Raw genomic sequence first — 19,683 nt, forward strand, 5'->3', positions numbered from 1 at the left:
CACCACAACAGTCTGCTACAGACATTAAGCGTCTAATAACGATAAAGGTATCCGCTATGTTCAAACTCAATCGCGCTATCGGCGTGCTCTTTGCGCTCGCCACCCTGATCGGTTTTACCACACCCGCTATCGCCAAGCCGTACAAGGCGGCGGAAATCTATTCGAAGCAAACCTACAAATACGGTCGCTACGAGATGCGTATGCAGGTCGCCAAAGGCAGCGGCGTGCTATCCACTTTCTTCACCTACAAGAATGGGTCGGAACAGCCGGGAGTTTTCTGGGAGGAAATTGATATAGAGATATTCGGCAAGAACAACGCCACCCAATGGCAGAGTAATGTCATTATCGGTACCAATCGCCCTACCACCAAAACCGAAGGTGTGCACACTATGCCCTATTCATTAGGCGATGGTTATCACACTTATGTACTCGAATGGACGCCAAGCTACATCGCCTGGTTTGTGGATGGCAATCAGGTCCGCCGCATTAACGGTGGGCAATTTGTCACTGGTTTGACCAGCCCGCAAGACCTACGCTTTAATCTCTGGGCCGCGAATATCGCCGAATGGGTGGGCGCATGGAATCCGAATATCCTGCCGGTGTACCAGTTCGTGAATTACATCGAATACAAACCTTACGTGGCAGCGACCAACAGTTTCGGCACCGGCTGGCGCGATGACTTTAACAGCTTCGACACCAATCGCTGGAGCAAAGCCAACTGGACCTTCGGGGAAAACCTGGCTGACTTCGAACCCAACAACGTGGTAGTTAAAAACGGCACCCTTATTCTCGCATTAACGCGTGAAGGCCAGACGGGTTACACCGGCACACCACCTGTTGATGGCGGTTCAACACCTGCGCCAAGTGTATTTATCGAAGCGGAAAGCTTTAACGAAGTCGGTGGCAGTGTGACCGTTGCAGGCGGTACTGTGGGTTATATCGATGCGGGTGAATGGTTCAAATACAACAATGTGAACATCCCGCAAACCGGTACTTATAAAGTGGAATATTTTGTCGCCTCGGCGTTGAACACGGCGCAATTTACGCTGGATAAAAACGGCGTCGGCCTGGGTACCATCAGCATACCTAACACCGGCGGCTGGGGAACTTATCAGGTGATTTCACACAATATTTACTTGACTGCCGGTGCACAAAGTTTGGCGATTTATGCCAACAACGGTGGCTTTAATATCGATTGGATCAAGCTGACCAAAATCTAGTAGTGTTTCCGCTTTGGGGTGCGGGTGACTCCCGCCCCTGTTTTTATTCTGTCGTTTTTACTTTCTGATTATTTTTGTTTTTGTTAATGAGGTAAAACTTATGCGTCGTTTGTTGTATGTGTTTTTAGCGATCACTACGGGTTTGGCTGCCCAATTTGTCCATGCCAAGGCATACAAGGGGGCAGAAATTTATAGCAACAATACCTATCTCTATGGCCGCTACGAAATACGCATGCGCGTCGCCAATGCCAGCGGTGTTTTATCCACTTTTTTTACTTACAAAAGCGGTTCGGAAATCGGTAATACGTTTTGGGAAGAAATTGATATCGAAGTGTTCGGTAAAAATAACGCAACACAATGGCAGAGCAATATTATTCTCGGTAGCTCGCGCCCGACTATCCACACCGAAGAAACGCACACCGCGAACGCATCACTTGCCGATGCTTATCACACTTATGTTTTGGAGTGGACGCCCGATTATGTTGCCTGGTTTCTGGACGGCATCGAAGTGCGACGCATTACCGGCACCAGTACAATAACAAGCCTTACCAGCCCGCAAAGTTTGCGCTTTAATATCTGGTCATCTGAATCAGTGCCTTGGGTAGGCGCGTGGGACGATTCCGTGTTACCGGTTTACCAATTCGTAAATTATTTTGAATACAAAGCTTACAACGCAACGACGAAAACGTTTGAAGGTGGCTGGCGCGATGATTTTAACAGTTTAGATACCAGCCGCTGGGGCAAGGCCAACTGGACTTTTGATATGAACCGCGTCGATTTTGTCCCGGAAAATGCGCTGGTGAAAGACGGCATTTTGATTCTCGCGCTTACCAAAGAAAACGCCACCGGTTTTAGCGGCACGCCACCGGCCGATGAACCGAGCAGCTCAAGTGCAAGTTCCGCTAGCCTTTCCAGCTCAGCAGCAAGCCTGGCGAGCAGTGGTGGTTCAAGTGCGGCGGCCAGTACAGCGGCAAGTTCGGTTACAGCAGTCAGTTCAACCGCTGCCAGTTCAAAAGCAGCCACCGGTAATTCCGGCGGTGGTGGAGGCGGTGCATTGCATTATGGATGGTTATTGGTGCTGGGTGCGTTGGTATTTGTACGCAGCGTGGGCAATCGTCATCTGCGTTAATTATTTGCGCCGCGCACAAATCATCACACTGATGGTCGTGCGCGGCGTTTTTTCTTGGGCGGATAAAAACTTGCTTCGCCGATAGGACGGGTTTTGAAACGGCGATGTACCCAGAGGTATTGGTCTGGCGCCTGGCGTATTGCATCTTCAAGGATTTTATTAATGCGCGTTGCATCAGCAACATCATCGTCGGTGGGAAAATTTTCCAACGCAGGCTGGATTTCCAAACGGTAGCGACCATGTGGTTCGCGAAAACAAAAAAACGGAATCACCGCGCAGTGGGAAATTTTTGCAATGCGCGAGGTGGCGACTACCGTTGCGGCCTGCACGCCAAAAAATGGCGCGAATATACTTTGGTCGCGACCGTAATCCTGATCCGGCGCATACCAGACAATATTTCCCTTGCGCAAATTTTTAATCAGCTGACGTGTATCGTTGCGATGAATAGCACCGTCGTTCACACGGCTGCGCGCTTTCATAATCGCATAAGACATTAACGGATTAGGATCGGGGCGATAAAGCACATCGGCAACAACGTGATATGCCATGATGCGGCCGCTGATATCAATCGTGGTCAAATGGCTGCCACACAATAAAATCCCTTTGCCGTCGGCGCGTGCTTTTTCAATATGCTCAAGGCCGGTAATGCTGTAGCGATTGCGCATTTTGTTTTGCTGGCCCCAGAGCCCCATCGCTGTTTCAGCAATACTGAGTCCGCAAGATATAATCACCCCGTGCACCATCTTTGCTTGTGCCTCTGCATCCAATTCGGGAAAACAGAGCGCGATATTAATTTCCGCATAGTGCTTGCGCGACTTGGCAACCCAATAGAGTAGCTGCCCCAAGCCGCGGCCGATTGCCTGATTAATGGCAACGGGCAGCTGTGCAATTACCCAGAAAAAACCCAGCGCCAGCCAGGTAGACCAAAAGCGGGGCAATAAAAAACTGCGGTGAAATTGGGGAAGTTTTGATTTATCCAACGTGAATACTCTTCCGTTGTGGACAGTAAGTGTCGATGCTCGGTTGGTGATTATAACAAGCCAGCGCGCTTCCGTCCCGCGCATAAATAGGCAAATACCGCAGTCGCTAGTCAGTACTCTTGCCATGGCTGCTATTTTGCGCACTGGCCGCCGCATTCTGCTTACGGAATTCTGCTGCGGACATACCTGTATAGCGTTTAAAGAAACGGTGAAATGCAGATTTGCTGTTAAATCCGGACTCCAGCAAAATATCCAGAATCGTCATCTCAGCGCACGCCGGATCAAGCAACATTACCTTGGCTTTATTGACCCGATACTCGTTTACAAATTCAAAAAAATTTGTATTAAAGTGCTTGTTGATAATGCTCGACACTTCGCGGTAATGAATCCCCACCTGCTTGGCAAAATCCTCGATATTCAAATTTTGTTTTAGATACAGCTGGTGTTTCTCCATGGTATTGCGAATGCGCGCAATCGCATCGGGTGATATTTCCGTTGCGGCTATCGCCTCTTTTTCTTTCGGTTTATCCTGCGTCTCTAATAATTGGTGCGCATATAACAAACTGTACACGAAAAGTGCATTGACCAATAAGAACGTCAGGTAATTATCAACGATACCAAAAATATCGGCGACGTTAATGCCAACTGTTTGCCCCAGCAAATGTACAATCAGCGACCAAAGCCAGTTGAACGCAAAGCCCAGTGTTAACAACATCAACCAATAAGGACCTTGCAAACTCAAACTGGAATAAAATTCTTTCAATTGTTGTTTGTAGCGATAAATTTCCAGCGCCGCCGCAAATGCATACGCCACTGGTAGAAATTTCAGGTAATGCCATAAATAATTGGTAAGTTGGATAGAATTTTCTGTATGTATGTTCGCCAAAAAGCGCAAGCGATCGCTATCCAGGCTGCCAAAAGTGACAAAACCAACAACTATAACCAAATTCAACAAATGCACTGCATCTTTTGCCCGCAGTGAAAAATTCGCTCGCGTAATCGCTATCACATATAAATATAGAAAAATGCTTTTGCCAGCTACCGCTGTCACTAATCCCAGTGACAACGCCATTTTCGAAAGCTCGCTATGCAAACCTATATAGTCATTCCACAATAATAAATTGCATAGCGCACTTGCCCCCACGCAGACAAAAAATCCCGATAACAATTGCGATGCAACGGCTTTTTGCTTGGAGAGTAACCACTGGAAAATCACCAGCAGCACGCACACTGCTACAGTGAGAATAAGAATGAGGTCGTGGATATTAAATATAGGCATTTTCATTTTTATAATTTAGCTTCAGTTGTAGTAGTGAAGAACATCCATATTTAATAAGAATAAACCAGCTGCGCATAAGTACCTTTGCTGAGGCCACTAACCGTTATTGAGCGCTCTTCCTGATTTATCACAAACGGCCTGCTCTTGTACGGGCTGGTATAGGTAGTATTCGCATCAGGTTCGTTATCCATATATTCAATGCTTGCTAACAAGCCGCTTCGGAATGCTTCCAGATCCTTGGTGCGTGTTACGTAGTTGTCATAAGCGGGAACAGCTAGCGCCAATAATATTTTTCCGACAGGATTGTAGGGATTCATGATGTAGTAGACAAACGAGCCATATTGTGAATCCTTTTGCTGATTAGATTCTTTTTGCACTGCGAATGCAGCTTCAAATTCAACTATTGGAATATCCTGTTCATCTATCAGTTTTTTAAATGTTGTTGCCGATCTATTTACCGTGTCCTGTTTTTTGAATAAGAGATTATAGGCCAACTTCTCCGGGAACTTATTGTGGTTCATTTTCTCAGTCTCATCATAAGCCTTGGACGTGAAAATCCACTCTCCGGTAAAGCAGCGCCTCATTGACAGCTCTTCATCTGTGAATATCTGCTTCATTACTCCGGGGATTGCAGCAATGCGTTCATTTTGGTCAAGTGATAGCAGAAAATGATTAGTCCATAAAAAATTATTTTTGATTGCAGCTGTTGCAACCATTTTTGCGATTAACATATCGGTATCGCGCAACACCATTCTCCAGAAGCGCAGGTCTGCATCGAGCAACTCCGTCAAGCGCGTAGTTTCACCTGGTTTTGACGCGGCAAATTCGTACATAAATGTGAGCCGCTGCGCCTTCATTACCAATCCGAAGTTCGGAATAGGCAAACTGATATCCACAGGTGCTAGCTCAAGCCAATGTTGGTGTGCAATTAATTGCGCATAGCGCTTGCCAATTAAATCTTCTGCTTGTGACCACTCGATAATTCGCGCTTTATTTTTTTCAATTCCTGCAACGCAATCTTTACTGATTATCCCGCATTGGTCGAATACTGTTTTGATTTCCTTGATAAAAGCTTCTTCAAGATGATATTCGGTGCGAAAAAGATCCTGATTGTTAGATGCAGAGCCTTTCACTATATCGTTTGACAATTGAATGCGTTTCGCTCCAACAATTTCAGGCTTGTCGTCACTTGCAGCATCAAACCCGGCTAAATAAATATAGCCATTATCAGCTGCATTAACCGGTTTCCTGTTATCCCAAGCCTGTTGGAATTCGATTGCTATTTCCGATGGGGGCCGGTCTTTACTATTAATCACAATAAAAGCCACAGCCAGGACAATGATCAACACAACAAGTGTAACAATTGTATTTCCCAGCAGTTTCAATGGTTTGCTAATCACCATAATCCCTCAATTCAGTTACACAGTTTTTGATATTGATCGTAAGCAATTATTCACTCCGCCAACCCATCACAATAATGGTCATACCCAGTAGCGCAACACTCGCGCCCACCCAATCGTAAACCGATAGTTTTACACCATCGACAAAATATAACCACAACAAGGCCACCGCGACATACACACCACCATATGCAGCATAGACGCGTCCGCTGGCAGCGGGATGCAGCGTGAGCAACCAGACAAACAGGGCGAGACTTGCTGCGGCAGGAATTAATAATAGAATCGATCCACCTTTGCGCAGCCAGAGATAAGGCAAAAAGCAGCCGATGATTTCTGCCAGTGCGGTCACGACATATAACAAGGTAATTTTGAGCATGAGTGGCCTATAGGATAAAAAGTTTAGCGCTGAAACCCTACAATTTTGCGTGAGCTATTTACAGCAGGCAGATTGTTTACGGTGTCGACCAACAGGTGCTGATGCGTCGGTAACAAGCCCAATCTTAAACCAAAGGGTTTAAACGCAGCATTTACTACACTCAGGCTTTGATCGCCTGAATCGTTTTCAATATCCGATAAAGTACGGCGACTTAAGCCTACCAATGCAGCGTAATCATTTTGGTTCATGCCGAGGATTTTTTTACGCAACCGGGTGAGGATTTTCCCCTCACTTGTTTCGCCGTTTAATAATTCTTGCAGGCAGCCGCGCAAAAAAGCTTCGCGTTCCAGAGGATCGAGTTCTTTCATAGGTAGGCTCATACCAATTGCCATCGTTTTAATTTTTCATTGAGAAAATCAAAACCAAATGTGGTATGGTGATTCTCAGATGATTTATTCAATAACGGCGTCTGATATTGGCGCGCATGATGCCATCATTGAAGCCGAGCCAGAATTCACTGTAGTAGATTGCTCATTAATAAACGGAAAAATGCAATTTAAAGGTCGGAAATCATCGCTACTCCTGTGTTCCAATTCATTAACTTGAACTTGTGTGCACTCGCATAATAGGTTCACAAATCTCTATGAGCAAAATACTGCTCAATAATAAGCTCAACGGTAAATTTTGAGCAATATATTTCTCAATTCCTTTTTCCAATCGTAAATTTGAGAAATTTTTTCCACAACATCAGATATCAGCTAGAAAGATTTTGCGCCCAGATTTCTGGGGCTAAAGGTAATTCATTGAGTTCCTTTCTCGCCTCTATCCACGTTGGGTAATGTTTATCCTATTGATTTGAATCAGGTGCGCGGGGTTAATTGTTCGTGACTAATGCCATCTCCAAGCTCAACCCACCTCCGTCACAGCAAGTACATGTGCGATCGAATTCCCATCCCAATGAAACTGGTAATGCCCCGCTTGCATAGCGGGTGGTGTTAATGCTTTCGGACGCAAGGCGGCGATACATTCACCATCGGTATGACGGACAGATTGATACAAAATCCCCATTGCATTTTGCGCTTTTAGTTGTCGGCCTATCGCTTGGGCATAAACAAAACTATCCGGGTTGTGCGCTTGCGGATCAGCGCGCACATCAACTAATGGTGCATGCACTTCGCATTGGTAACAGCGCATGGTAAGAATCTGCGGCGCTTCATTGGTGGCCTGCAAAAACCGACTGCGGCTGAAGCGCGATTCCACAATAGCGGTTTCCAAACCCAAAGCGGCGTAGTAGATGCCAAAGCGGCCATCGGTAAAGCGGCTGGCAATCCCTGTATGCGTAAAGGCTGCCATTATTGCGGTAGTGCCCGGTCCGGCAACCCTATCTTCTGGTGCGACCAATGCAATGTTGCCTGCCTGATCTTGCAGTCGATCATTAGTCAGGCTTTCGAGTGCATAAGCGGCTTCCAGCTCGTTTGCATCAAGCAGATTTTCAAACAGGGCGATAGGTGGGAAATGGCTGGGGATCAGGCGGTAAGTATTGCGGTGAACTTCCGTATTAAACATAGACCTCACCGCGCCATGCATCCAAATAGCGACGCACATCGACCAAATCCACCACGCGCCCGGCCAACATACGCTCCAGTGCCGAGGCCCCGCCAAAATCGCGGTTGGGTTTGCGCACCCAGTTTTTCCATTGGGTCGGGTCAGAGAACAGTAGCTGCACAGCTTTGTAGATTCCGGCGAGGTAAGACAAGCGCTCCAATGTGTCTTTGCCTAACTTGATCGGTTCGCCCGCCGCTAATTTTTGCCGCCAATTGTGCAGTGTGGTGCGCGTGCCGAGTCCGGCAAGGGTGCAGCGTTGCTCATCGGTAAGGCTCCATTCTTCGGCGATACCAAAAAATAATTTCACTGCGACACGGCTCAGCTGCGCTTCATTAATGTTGGGAACGGGGTGGAGGGTATTCATAGTCACACCTCTGAATTTTAGCTTTCTTTAATTGTATGTTCAAAAATGAACAAAGTAAAATAGAAATATCCCAAGTGAACATTTTATTGGTTGATGCAACGTGCTAGCTGATTTAACAAGGGATAAATCGCGCAACTGGTTTGCCGAATCATCAAGCTGCCTTTATGCTTGCTCACATCCTTATTGCAAAGAGTTCTCATGTCCAAACGCTCCTATCAATTCGCTTTTGTAGCACTCATGCTTTGGCTGCTCGGCAGCTGGCTGGGTGCCCATGGGCATTTTTGTTTTGATGGGCAGGAGCCGCCGGTATCGGTGCATATGCATATACTGGGTGATCACCCCGCACATCACACCGATGAAGACCATCAGGATGCCGATGTCGAGTTGCTGCAATCCGCTATCGCCAAATTGAAGCTGGACCAAAGTTTAATCCTGCTGGCAGTTGTCGCATTGTTGCTGGTATTCAAGCTTGCGCAAGTAATGGTCTGCCGCTATTCCCCGTTCATCCCCACCCATACTCCCTTTATACGGCCGCTATTGCGCGCACCGCCATTCACTGCCTGACGTTCGTGTGAATTGTTCTTTCTGGTGAGCTGCGAATGTAGTTCTGATGAATAACTTGCGCCTGATATGCGCAAAAGTGGCAGGATTTGTTATGAAACCCTTGGTATCTGCATTGGTATTGCTTGCCAGTGCGACTGTTGCCTGCGCGTCTGCGCAGGATGAGATCAACCTGCAGCAGGCATTAAGCCTTAGCTTGCAAAAAAACCCGCAATTAGCGGCTTATCAGTTTCGCCGTACAGCCTTGGCGGGTGAACAAACCACCGCTGGCCTGAGGCCGGAAACCCGCCTCCAACTGGAGGCGGAAAACCTTGCCGGTTCCGGCGATTATAGCGGGGCAGATGCGGCCGAACTGACGCTCTCGTTTGCCTCCATTATCGAATTGGGTGGCCAGCGGGACCGCCGTCTCGCGGTGATGACCGCCCGCCAGCAACAACTCGCCAGTGAGCAGCGGGTCGTATTGTTGGATCTGGTTGCTGCGGTGAACTATCGCTTTATCGCCTTGCTTGCGGCGCAGGAACAGGTGCGTTTGGAAGAAGAAGCGCAGCATCTGGCGCAAGGTTTGGTCGACAGTTTGGTCAAACGTGTGCAGGCCGGTAGTACTCCCCAGGCAGAGCTGATGCGTGCCCGTGCTGCCCTTGCGCGCACCGAAATTGCATTAGATAAAGCCCGCCGGCAAGCCCATGAAGAAGCGCTGCAATTGAGCGCTTATTGGGCCGATCCCACTCCGGATTTCAACCGCGCGCGCGGTGATTTGTTTGCACTGACTAACCCTCAAACCCTTGCCAGTTGGCAAATCCGCCTTGCCCAAAACCCGGATTTGGCACTGCTGGGCGATGAAACCCGCCTGCGTGCAGCAGAACTGCGCAAAGCCGAAGCCGAGGGCAAATTGGCGCTGGGGTGGAATGCCGGAGTGCGCCAATTGCAAAGCAGCAATGACACAGCCTTGGTCTTGGGTCTGAGTGTGCCGCTGGCCAGTGGCAAGCGAGCGAGCGGAGTAATAGCAGCTGCGCGCGCCGAGCAAGATGCCGCCCTATTTGCTGAAGATGCGGCCAAATTGCAGCTGGAAACCCGCTTGAACCAGACGTTTGTCACCCACCAACAAGCCTGGGGTGAAGTGCAAAGCTTGCGCGAGCGCATTTTGCCACTGATGCAGGATGCCAGCCGCGCAACCGCCAACGCTTTTGAGCAGGGGCGTTACAGTTCCCTCGAATTGGCCATGGCCCAGCGCGAATTGCTGGACGCCCGCGCTGAACTGATCAGCGCTGCCCTGCGCGCCCACGAAACCCGTATTGAACTGGAGCGTTTGACCGCGTCCGCTCCGGTGGAATCAACCCAATCCGAGATAGCCCAATGAATACCTTTATCAAAAGCCTGTTATTAGTAACCAGCCTCGGCTGTTCGCCTTTATTAGTCGCCGCTGGCGATCACGATCACGGCCATGATGAGCACGACGAGCATCATGAAGAAGAACCGGAAAAAGGCGCCCATAATGGCCGTTTGCTGGAAGATGGCGACTTTGTTGTCGAGCTGGCGATTTTCGAAAAGGACGTACCGCCCGAGTATCGCGCCTGGGCAACTATGGATGGCAAATCGCTCAAGCCCGACGCTTGGAAGCTGGAGGTGCAACTCACCCGTTTGGGCGGCAAGGTCGATAAATTCACTTTCGCCCCCAGCCAGGATTTTTTACGCGGTAAAGGCGTAGTGGAGGAGCCGCACTCATTCGACGTAAAAGTCACCGCGACTTACCAGAACAAGCGCTATCAGTGGAGCTACCCTTCATACGAGGGGCGCATCACCATGGCGGCCAACATCGCCCAGGCTTCCGGTTTGACCACCGCGATTGCGGGCGAGGGATTGTTGCAGGAGCGTATCAAACTCTACGGCAATATAGTCGCCGACCCGCTGCGGGTGAGTCACATCCAGGCGCGCTACCCCGGCTTGATTCGCTCGGTAAAACCGACCATTGGTGCGCGCGTAAAAGCGGGCGATGTGCTGGCGACCGTCGAATCCAATGAAAGCTTGCGCGAATACCCGCTGTTGGCGCCGATTGATGGTGTGGTAGTCGAGCGCCATTCCAATCCCGGGGAATTTACCGCTGACCGGGTGCTCTTCACTCTGCTGGATGACAGCATCCTGGAGCTCCATTTGCAGGTATTCCCGGCAGACGCGGGCAAGATCAAAACCGGCCAAGCCATTACCATTAACGCTAACGGCCAGCAAACACAGACCCACACTGAGTACATTACCCCACGTCACGGTGAAACCCCGACACTCGAAGTCCATGCGCCGGTGGATAACAGCACGGGTAATTGGGTGCCCAACCAGGCGGTCGAGGGCTGGGTGGATAGCGCCCGGACACCGGTCGCGCTTATGGTCGATAACCGCGCCCTGCAATCCTTTCGCGATTGGCAGGTAGTGTTTATCCGGATTGGCAATACTTATGAAATCCGCCCGCTCGAACTGGGCCGCACCGATGGTCAATTCACCGAAGTGCTCAGCGGTTTGAACGCCGGTGACAGCTATGTGGTGGAAAACTCCTTTTTGCTCAAGTCCGATCTGGAGAAATCCGGTGCGGCACATGACCACTAACGGAGAGTCATCATGATTGAATCGATTTTACGCGCGGCGATTAATCGCCGCTGGCTGGTGTTGGTCGCGGTGGTTGCATTGGTTGCACTCGGTCTGTGGAATTACCAACGCTTGCCAATTGATGCCGTGCCCGACATCACCAACGTGCAAGTGCAAATCAACACCGAAGCGCCCGGCTACTCGCCATTGGAAACCGAACAGCGTATCACCTACACGATAGAAACGGCGCTCGCCGGTTTGCCCAAACTCGCGTATACCCGTTCGATTTCGCGTTACGGTTTGTCGCAAGTTACTGTTGTATTTGATGAAGGCACCGATATTTATTTTGCGCGCAATTTAATTAACGAGCGCCTCGGCCAAATCAAAAGTGCATTGCCCGCTGAAATAGAACCGGCAATGGGACCCATCGCCACCGGTCTCGGCGAAATTTTTATGTACACGGTGGAAATAGATGATCCGGAAAAACTTGCGGCAGCAGCCCTGGGCGGCTCAGCCCTGAGTAATGAAAGTTATTTGCGTGAATTGCAGGACTGGGTAATCCGCCCGCAGCTGATGCAAGTAAAAGGTGTGGTGGAAATTAATGCGATTGGTGGCTATAACCGCCAGTATCACATCACGCCCGAGCCAACCAAATTATTGCAATGGGGACTGACCATGGACGATGTGGTGGTCGCACTCAAAAGCAATAACGACAATCGCGGCGCTGGATTTTTAGAGCGTGGCGGTCAGCAATTATTGGTGCGCACACCGGGGCAGTTGACCGGCATCAGCGATATAGAAAATGTCATTGTGAGCAACCCCAAAGGCGTCGCCGTGCGTATCGGCGATATCGCGCAAGTGGCGATTGGCAAAGAGTTGCGCACCGGCGCCGCCACCCAAAACGGCAGCGAAACTGTGCTCGGCACGGCGATGATGTTGATGGGTGAAAACTCGCGTACGGTTGCGCGCTCACTCGCCATTAAACTGGAAGAAATAAATCGTTCTCTGCCCGAAGGCATCAGCGCCCATGCCGTTTATGACCGCACACAACTCGTGGATAAAACCATTCGCACCGTGCAAAAAAATCTGCTCGAAGGTGCGCTGCTGGTAATCGCGGTGTTATTTTTATTGCTCGGCAATTTGCGCGCGGCGTTGATCACCGCTGCAGTAATTCCCATCGCCATGTTAATGACCATCACCGGCATGGTGGAAGCGGGTGTATCTGCCAATCTGATGAGTTTGGGCGCATTGGATTTCGGTTTGATTGTGGATGGTGCTGTGATTATCGTGGAGAACTGCATTCGCCGGTTGGGCGAAGCACAGCGCAATTCCAACCGCTCACTCCCGTTGACAACACGCTTGCAACTCGCCTATGAAGCTACCAGTGAAGTCATACGTCCGAGTTTATTTGGGGTGGGTATTATCACGCTGGTGTACTTGCCGATTTTTACGCTCACTGGTGTAGAAGGGAAAATGTTTCACCCCATGGCAATTACTGTAGTGATTGCATTAACGGCAGCGTTAATTCTCTCGCTCACGTTTGTTCCCGCCGCAATTGCCTTGCTGATGAATGGAAAAATTGCCGAGCATGAAAACCGTTTTATGCAGGCGGCAAAAAAAGTGTATCAGCCATTATTAATGCGAGCGTTTAAATGGCGCAAGCTGGTGTTGGGCGGCTCGGTTATTTTAGTTGCTCTCAGCCTTTGGCTTGCAATGCGCCTCGGTTCGGAATTTATTCCGCAATTGGACGAAGGTGATATCGCCCTGCATGCACTGCGCATTCCCGGCACCGGTTTGGAGCAAGCGGTGGCCATGCAAAGTTTGCTGGAGGCACGGATCAAAGAATTTCCCGAAGTGGATAAAGTCTTTGCCAAAATCGGTACCGCCGATATCGCAACCGATCCTATGCCACCTTCAGTCGCCGATAATTATGTGATTTTCAAACCGCGTAGCGAATGGCCTAATCCCGGCCGTGAGAAATCCGATGTGGTTGAGGCGATTGAAACTGCAGTGCGCGAATTGCCCGGCAACAATTATGAATTTACCCAACCGATCCAAATGCGTTTTAACGAACTTATTTCCGGTGTGCGCTCGGATTTGGGTATTAAAGTCATGGGCGATGATTTGGATCAATTGCAAAAATCGGCGGCAGAAATTTTGGACGTGCTGGAAAAAATTCCCGGTGTTGCCGATGCGCGCATGGAGCAGGTTACCGGCCTGCCAGTATTAACCGTTACACCTAAGCGCGCTCAACTCGCCGCTTACGGCTTGACAATCAGTGCACTGCAGGATTTAGTCGCCACCGCGATTGCCGGTGAAAGCGCAGGATTAATTTATGAAGGTGATCGCCGCTTTGAATTAATCGTGCGCTTGCCGGAAAAATTGCGCAACGATTTAGCAACATTGGAACGCTTGCCTGTACCCATCAAAACCGAGCCCGGTTTTGTACCCCTCAATGAAGTTGCCACTATTGAACTCGCACCTGCACCCAATCAAATCAGTCGCGAAAACGGCAAACGCTTAATGATTGTCACCGCCAATATACGCGGCCGTGATTTGGGTTCATTTGTAAGCGATGTACAAACCCGTATCGCAAGCGACGTAAAATTACCGGCAGGTTATTGGCTGGATTACGGCGGTACCTTTGAACAGCTCGAATCCGCAGGTAAACGTTTAGCCATAGTGGTGCCGCTCACATTATTCATGGTGATCGCATTATTGGTCATGGCATTTGGTTCTATCAAAGATGCGCTTATTATTTTTACTGGTGTCCCACTCGCACTCACCGGCGGTGTACTCGCACTCTGGTTGCGCGATATGCCATTATCCATGTCTGCCGGCGTCGGCTTTATTGCACTCTCTGGCATAGCGGTATTAAATGGCTTGGTGATGCTCACGTTTATCCGCCAACTATGGATGGAAAGTGGTAATTTAATGAGCGCGATAATCCAGGGTGCTTTAACCCGTTTGCGCCCGGTATTAATGACCGCACTTGTCGCCAGTTTAGGTTTTGTGCCAATGGCATTTAATGTCGGGATCGGTGCAGAAGTGCAAAGACCATTAGCAACGGTAGTCATCGGCGGGATTATCTCGTCAACGCTACTAACGTTGTTAGTATTGCCGGTGCTTTATGGGTTAGTGCATCGCAAATCCAATTAACTATTGCTAATAAATGTGTGGTGGGTCACGACTCATCCTTAGCAGGTATCATTAAGTTGATATCGGTATAGGACGGAAAAACCGCCTCCGGGCGGTTTTTTCATATTCAGGATATGGAAAGCCTATAAAAACGAAAAATGAGTCTATTTCTTGCAGGAAATAGGTGTGCCGGCGCAAAAAAACGGGAGAGAATCATGGGTGCCCACTGCTGTAATCACGATCACGAACCTTCGACTAAACCCGACCTCAAATACCGCCGTATTCTCTGGATCGCTTTAATCGTCAACTTCGCCATGTTTGTGATTGAAATTATTTTCAGTCTGCAAGCCAATTCTGTTTCACTGCTTGCCGACTCTATCGACTTCCTCGGCGATGCTGCTAATTACGGCATCAGTCTTTGGGTATTGGCAATGAGTGTCAAAGCGCGTGCAACCGCATCGCTTTTTAAAGCGGCTTGTATGGCGTTGTTCGGAATAATTGTGCTGGTACATGCCGTCTGGAATGCAATAGTCGGCGTGGTTCCCGATGCGCAAACCATGAGTATTATCGGGTTGCTCGCACTTGCCGCCAATCTCGGTGTAGCCTGGTTGCTCTACGCCTACCGCAATGGTGACAGCAATATGCGCAGCGTTTGGTTGTGTACTCGCAATGATGCATTGGGAAATATCGCTGTAGTCCTTGCTGCAGTCGGTGTTTTTGGTACGCGCACGGCATGGCCGGATTTATTCGTTGCAGTGATTATGGCTTCGCTGGCATTAACGGCCGCTTGGCAGATAGTGAAGCAGGCGCGGTATGAACTGAAGAAATAAATAAGTTACTGGAGTCATGTTGGATAGTGGAACTTTATTAACTATAAAAGTTGGAGGCCCAGTCCAATCAACCTGTTTCTTATGCACACTCAGGTAATCTGCGAACTTGTAATTGATATCAATAATGGTACTATTTAATTATGACTGCAATTAAGGACATTCTTGCCCATATGCGGGCAAACCCACAAGGGATTCGGTTTAATGATTTGTGTAAGGTCTGCGATGCCTATTTTGGTGAAGCGCGTCAATCTGGCTCTAGCCACCGTATTTACAAAATGCCCTGGCAAGGTGACCCACGCGTGAATATCCAAAATACCAAAGGTAAAGCCAAGGCTTATCAGGTTCGTCAGGTGTTACAGGCCATCGAGCGATTAGAGGTGGAAAATGGCTAAATATGTTGATCGTTATACTTATCGTGTTACCTGGTCTGAAACAGATCAGGAATATGTTGGGTTGTGCGCGGAATTTCCCAGCCTGAGTTGGCTGGAAAAAACACCTGAAAAAGCCTTATCAGGTGTTCGCAATCTGGTGAAAGAATGTATCGCCGATATGGAGGCAAATAGAGAAGAGACTCCCGAGCCTATTGCGGCCAAATCCTTTAGTGGAAAATTTATGGTCAGGGTTCCACCAGAAGTTCATCGATCACTTGCACTACAGGCTGCAGAAGCAGGCGTGAGTTTAAATCGATTGGTATCCAGCAGGCTCCATTGATTACTGTCTCTTTAGTTGTAAATTATTCATGACCGATCCCTTCCAAGCCGCCGCACTCAGCGAATACCAAAAGTCTGCATCCCAAATTGCGACCGGGAAGGATTCGGTGGCGGCATTAAAAAAATCCTATGAGCGCTATGACAATCTTATTGCCAGGGCGATTAATGACTCTACAACCAAACCTGCTTGTAAGGCAGGTTGTGCATTTTGTTGTCACTACAAAGTAGAAGTGCGCGCACATGAAATGTTGTTGATCCGGAATTATATGGACAAAACATTTACCGCCGAAAAAATCCAGACAGTACTGGCCGAAGCAAAAGCCAATGCCGCCATTATCCACACCATCACTCCCGAGCAACACCTGACTACCAATTTAAAATGTGCGCTCTTGCAAGATAACCAATGCAGCATTTATTCCGCGCGGCCATTTCGCTGCCGGAATTTCCACTCCAACGATGCCGATGCTTGTGAGCAATCCCATAATAATCCACACAATATGGAGATAGCGACTGGCATGATCGAAGATGTTGCCATGTACGCCGATGCCCACACGCAGGGTTTTGAAGCGGCAGCTGAACAAACAGGGCGCGATGCGCGTATTTACGATTTCAATACCGCGCTAATTGAAGTTTTCACCGAAGCTAATGCACTTAAACGTTACAAAACAGGGAAAAAGACATTTCCAAATGCGATAGAAGTAATTTAAAAAATTGTTATATTGCGGCTCTCCTGTCTATGGCTGGGTCCTTCCTCCGCATAGGTCGACAGTCAATCCAAACGATTTATAAAATGATCCGGGGCGCCGAATAGCCGTAATAAACTGAAATAGCCAATCCGGGTTTTTGTTGTTAGCATGCCGCCCTCAAACGAGGTAATGGCAGGGAGGCGCAACAATTAAAAACATATTCCCCTGGATTGGCTATGCCCGACGCTCATTCACTCTCACCAGAGAACCATCAGCAACAGCTTGATGACTTTATCCAAAAAACTACCCGGCTCGCCGAAAATTTTCTCGGTTACCAAACCAGCCAACATGTACAATTTGATCCCGCACTTTATCCGCTGCTTAATCTCAATCTTTTGAACCTGGGTGATGCTTACACCGAAGGCAATTTCCGCGTAAATGCCAAAGCGCAAGAACAAGCAGTGTTGGATTTTTATGCGCGCCATTGGAATGCACCTAATGTCGACAATCCCAACTGTGCAAACTCTTATTGGGGTTATGTCACCACCATGGGGTCAACCGAGGGCAATTTATTTGCCTTGTGGAATGCGCGCGATTATCTAACCGGTGGAACACCCTGGTTTACCGGGGCACAACCCAATGCACCCACACGCAAACATCTACCGCCCGTTTTATTAACCAGCCGCGAGACCCATTACTCAGTTGCCAAAGCAGCACATATTTTGGGAATTGCATTACCGTCCGGTTTTGCCTACCGCGATGAACAGGAAAATCGGGCGCCGGATTTTATCGGTTCGGATGCAAGCGGCGCGATTGCTATTGATGAATTGGTACATTGGGCTGAGCTGTTATTTGCGCTTGGCCATCCGCTTATTTTTGCACTCAATATGGGCACCACATTTAAAGGTGGATTTGATCCTGTTAAACAAATTGTCGCGCGTTTACCACAGATTTTTAACGATTCCTCTGCGCGCAATTATTGGATTCATATTGATGCAGCAATTTGTGGTAATACCTTGCCCTGGATTGAGCAGAGCCAAAAGGAAGGAGATTGGCCATTTGAATTGCAAGCTGAAAACTTTCCCCATTTTGATTTCCGTATTCCACAAGTCAGCTCAATCTGTGCAAGCCCTTATAAATGGATTGGTGCGCCTTTTCCTTTTGGGGTTTATCTCACCCGTGGGCAATTCCGGTTGCAGCCGCCGGTGCATCCAAAATATACCGGTTCACCGGACTCTACTTTTTCCGGCTCTCGCAGCGGGCTCGCCTGCGTTTATGCATGGCATTATTTCGCCACTAAAACTCACGCTGAACATTTACAAGAGGTGAGATCGCTGCAGGCGATGGTGAATTACGCCTACGCCGAATTGAAAAAACTGGAGGGACGCTTGTGGATTAGTGAAAAACCTTTTCAGGTTTTTGCACCGAATTATCTTGCTCCTATGATTTGTTTTACCCAGCCAAACAAAAATATTATCGATTTATTTTCATTGGCGAGTGAAGACACTACCCAAGGCACATTGAGCCATATGATTATCCTCAAACAAGTCACTACAACAATAATTGATCGCTTTGTTAATCATCTGAAACAAGAACATCACTATGAATAAGTTAATCCTGTTATTTGCGCTTTTGTGCCTGTGCGTAGCGGTATCAGCTGCAGATACCAATAGCCGTAAAAACCCTGCAACCGATCCCGTGATTATTGGTAATGACCAAACTATTACTATTCCGGTGCAGGAACCGGTTAAGGATTTACCTATCGATGTGCGTCTTTCGCTCAACATCAACAAAATTTACGACATTCGCCCGGTTGATGAAAGTTTTAATGTCGATGCTTATCTGGGGGCAAACTGGTTGGATGCGCGTGCCGGTTCATTAGTACCTGAAGGAAAAAATTACATCACCCTTGAGGACAGTCACGTTGATGAATGGCACGAACATGTATGGATACCATCGCTGGAAATTATCAATATATTAGGCCCCAAAGATATTTCTAATAAGAGATTAATTATTTATAAAGATGGTCGTGTATTTTACAATGAACGCTTTAATGCAACGCTACAATCTTCCATGAATTTCCGTAAATTCCCGTTCGATACACAAAATCTGCAAATAATGATCGAGCCGTTTTCTTACTCTGCTTCTAAAGTACGTTTTTCCGAGCAGAGTCGGGTTTATCCTACTGAGAATAATGCATGGCCAATGTTGGAGTGGCACGCGATTGATCGTGCCTGCCAAGTGGGTGATGCTGAATATGAATATTTAGCCGATAGCACCGCCGAGAAAAAATTTACCCAATTTGCATTCACCTTAACGGTTGAGCGTATTCCCGGATATTTTTTACTGCAGATTTTTTTGCCGCTCGCCGTAATCATGCTCTGTGCCTGGAGTATTTTCTTTGTTAAAGATGGTGCAACCCAATTATCATTGATCAGCACTCTAATGCTGACTGTTTACGCCTTTAACTTTTTTATCACCGACTCAATCCCTAAATTACCCTATGGCACTTTCCTTGGTAAAATTATTATTATTTCGTTTATCTCGATATTCCTGCAGCTAATCGTCCATCTAGTCGAACTGCGTAGCGAACGTGATTTCACCGCCAAACAAAACTTCTGGATTGCATTATTGTTTGTAATAGGTTTCGGTGCCGCAAATTGGATTAATTGGCAACATGCGAGTATGGATGCTCCCAAAAATGCAACAGGGCCAACTACTCTCAATGTGAAAAATTGCAGTCATGAACCGAGCAAGGCCGAACAAGAACGAAAGGACCTGATAATTGAATAGTACGTCATTGTTAGCGCGTATGTTCCACCAGTTATTATGTG

19 protein-coding genes are annotated in these 19,683 nt (G+C 48.2%); 12 read left to right on the top strand and 7 right to left on the bottom strand.

Features of this window, described 5'->3' with window-relative positions; translation table 11 throughout:
- Positions 1 to 56: 56 nt before the first annotated feature.
- Together AC1RJL_RS10625 and AC1RJL_RS10630 are read left to right on the top strand one after the other, a co-directional pair.
- Positions 57 to 1,220: a family 16 glycosylhydrolase gene (locus AC1RJL_RS10625; RefSeq protein WP_492913732.1), complete on the top strand. Its 1,164-nt coding sequence runs from the start codon at positions 57 to 59 to the stop codon at positions 1,218 to 1,220.
- A gap of 100 nt (positions 1,221 to 1,320) precedes the next feature.
- Entirely contained in the window at positions 1,321 to 2,349 is a 1,029-nt protein-coding gene (locus AC1RJL_RS10630) for a family 16 glycosylhydrolase (protein ID WP_492913734.1), read from the top strand.
- A gap of 23 nt (positions 2,350 to 2,372) precedes the next feature.
- Here the strand turns inward: AC1RJL_RS10630 and lpxL are convergent, their stop codons facing one another.
- The 7 genes from lpxL to AC1RJL_RS10665 form a co-directional block, all read right to left on the bottom strand.
- Complete coding sequence (lpxL, locus tag AC1RJL_RS10635; RefSeq protein ID WP_492913736.1) at positions 2,373 to 3,329, bottom strand: LpxL/LpxP family Kdo(2)-lipid IV(A) lauroyl/palmitoleoyl acyltransferase; 957 nt, start codon at positions 3,327 to 3,329, stop codon at positions 2,373 to 2,375.
- Between the two features lie 106 nt (positions 3,330 to 3,435).
- Entirely contained in the window at positions 3,436 to 4,614 is a 1,179-nt protein-coding gene (locus AC1RJL_RS10640) for a helix-turn-helix domain-containing protein (protein ID WP_492913738.1), read from the bottom strand.
- A 44-nt stretch (positions 4,615 to 4,658) separates the two neighbouring features.
- Positions 4,659 to 6,011: a hypothetical protein gene (locus tag AC1RJL_RS10645; RefSeq protein ID WP_492913740.1), complete on the bottom strand. Its 1,353-nt coding sequence runs from the start codon at positions 6,009 to 6,011 to the stop codon at positions 4,659 to 4,661.
- A gap of 46 nt (positions 6,012 to 6,057) precedes the next feature.
- A complete protein-coding gene (locus AC1RJL_RS10650) occupies positions 6,058 to 6,384 on the bottom strand; it encodes a YnfA family protein (protein WP_492913742.1) in 327 nt (108 codons plus the stop codon).
- A gap of 23 nt (positions 6,385 to 6,407) precedes the next feature.
- Positions 6,408 to 6,764 (bottom strand): helix-turn-helix transcriptional regulator, encoded by a 357-nt coding sequence (locus AC1RJL_RS10655; RefSeq protein WP_492913744.1) that lies wholly within the window; start codon positions 6,762 to 6,764, stop codon positions 6,408 to 6,410.
- 526 nt (positions 6,765 to 7,290) lie between these two features.
- Positions 7,291 to 7,950: an RES family NAD+ phosphorylase gene (locus tag AC1RJL_RS10660; protein ID WP_492913746.1), complete on the bottom strand. Its 660-nt coding sequence runs from the start codon at positions 7,948 to 7,950 to the stop codon at positions 7,291 to 7,293.
- Positions 7,943 to 8,353, bottom strand: coding sequence for an MbcA/ParS/Xre antitoxin family protein (locus AC1RJL_RS10665; RefSeq protein WP_492913748.1), 411 nt, complete (start codon positions 8,351 to 8,353; stop codon positions 7,943 to 7,945). Before AC1RJL_RS10665 ends, AC1RJL_RS10660 begins: the two co-directional genes overlap by 8 nt.
- Before the next feature lie 198 nt (positions 8,354 to 8,551).
- Here AC1RJL_RS10665 and AC1RJL_RS10670 point away from each other — a divergent pair, with 198 nt between their 5' ends.
- From AC1RJL_RS10670 to AC1RJL_RS10715, 10 genes are all read left to right on the top strand, one after another.
- Complete coding sequence (locus AC1RJL_RS10670; protein WP_492913750.1) at positions 8,552 to 8,917, top strand: hypothetical protein; 366 nt, start codon at positions 8,552 to 8,554, stop codon at positions 8,915 to 8,917.
- Positions 8,918 to 9,008: 91 nt separating this feature from the next.
- A complete protein-coding gene (locus AC1RJL_RS10675) occupies positions 9,009 to 10,271 on the top strand; it encodes a TolC family protein (RefSeq protein WP_492913752.1) in 1,263 nt (420 codons plus the stop codon).
- Positions 10,268 to 11,506 carry an efflux RND transporter periplasmic adaptor subunit gene (locus AC1RJL_RS10680; protein WP_492913754.1) on the top strand — a complete coding sequence of 413 codons (1,239 nt, stop codon included), beginning with the start codon at positions 10,268 to 10,270 and terminating at the stop codon, positions 11,504 to 11,506. The genes AC1RJL_RS10675 and AC1RJL_RS10680 overlap by 4 nt, the downstream gene beginning before the upstream one ends.
- A gap of 12 nt (positions 11,507 to 11,518) precedes the next feature.
- Positions 11,519 to 14,644, top strand: coding sequence for an efflux RND transporter permease subunit (locus tag AC1RJL_RS10685; RefSeq protein ID WP_492913756.1), 3,126 nt, complete (start codon positions 11,519 to 11,521; stop codon positions 14,642 to 14,644).
- A gap of 194 nt (positions 14,645 to 14,838) precedes the next feature.
- The gene (locus tag AC1RJL_RS10690; protein WP_492913758.1) at positions 14,839 to 15,453 is read left to right on the top strand and encodes a cation efflux transmembrane domain-containing protein; all 615 of its coding nucleotides are present in this window, start codon (positions 14,839 to 14,841) and stop codon (positions 15,451 to 15,453) included.
- 140 nt (positions 15,454 to 15,593) lie between these two features.
- Positions 15,594 to 15,845: a hypothetical protein gene (locus AC1RJL_RS10695; RefSeq protein WP_492913760.1), complete on the top strand. Its 252-nt coding sequence runs from the start codon at positions 15,594 to 15,596 to the stop codon at positions 15,843 to 15,845.
- Positions 15,838 to 16,164 carry a type II toxin-antitoxin system HicB family antitoxin gene (locus AC1RJL_RS10700; protein ID WP_492913762.1) on the top strand — a complete coding sequence of 109 codons (327 nt, stop codon included), beginning with the start codon at positions 15,838 to 15,840 and terminating at the stop codon, positions 16,162 to 16,164. The genes AC1RJL_RS10695 and AC1RJL_RS10700 overlap by 8 nt, the downstream gene beginning before the upstream one ends.
- A gap of 28 nt (positions 16,165 to 16,192) precedes the next feature.
- The gene (locus tag AC1RJL_RS10705; protein WP_492913764.1) at positions 16,193 to 16,870 is read left to right on the top strand and encodes a YkgJ family cysteine cluster protein; all 678 of its coding nucleotides are present in this window, start codon (positions 16,193 to 16,195) and stop codon (positions 16,868 to 16,870) included.
- Positions 16,871 to 17,085: 215 nt separating this feature from the next.
- Entirely contained in the window at positions 17,086 to 18,459 is a 1,374-nt protein-coding gene (locus tag AC1RJL_RS10710; RefSeq protein WP_492913766.1) for a pyridoxal-dependent decarboxylase, read from the top strand.
- The gene (locus tag AC1RJL_RS10715) at positions 18,452 to 19,642 is read left to right on the top strand and encodes a ligand-gated ion channel (RefSeq protein ID WP_492913768.1); all 1,191 of its coding nucleotides are present in this window, start codon (positions 18,452 to 18,454) and stop codon (positions 19,640 to 19,642) included. The genes AC1RJL_RS10710 and AC1RJL_RS10715 overlap by 8 nt, the downstream gene beginning before the upstream one ends.
- The last annotated feature ends 41 nt before the right edge of the window (positions 19,643 to 19,683 follow it).

This window comes from Cellvibrio sp. GW822-FHT04B05, assembly GCF_058800985.1.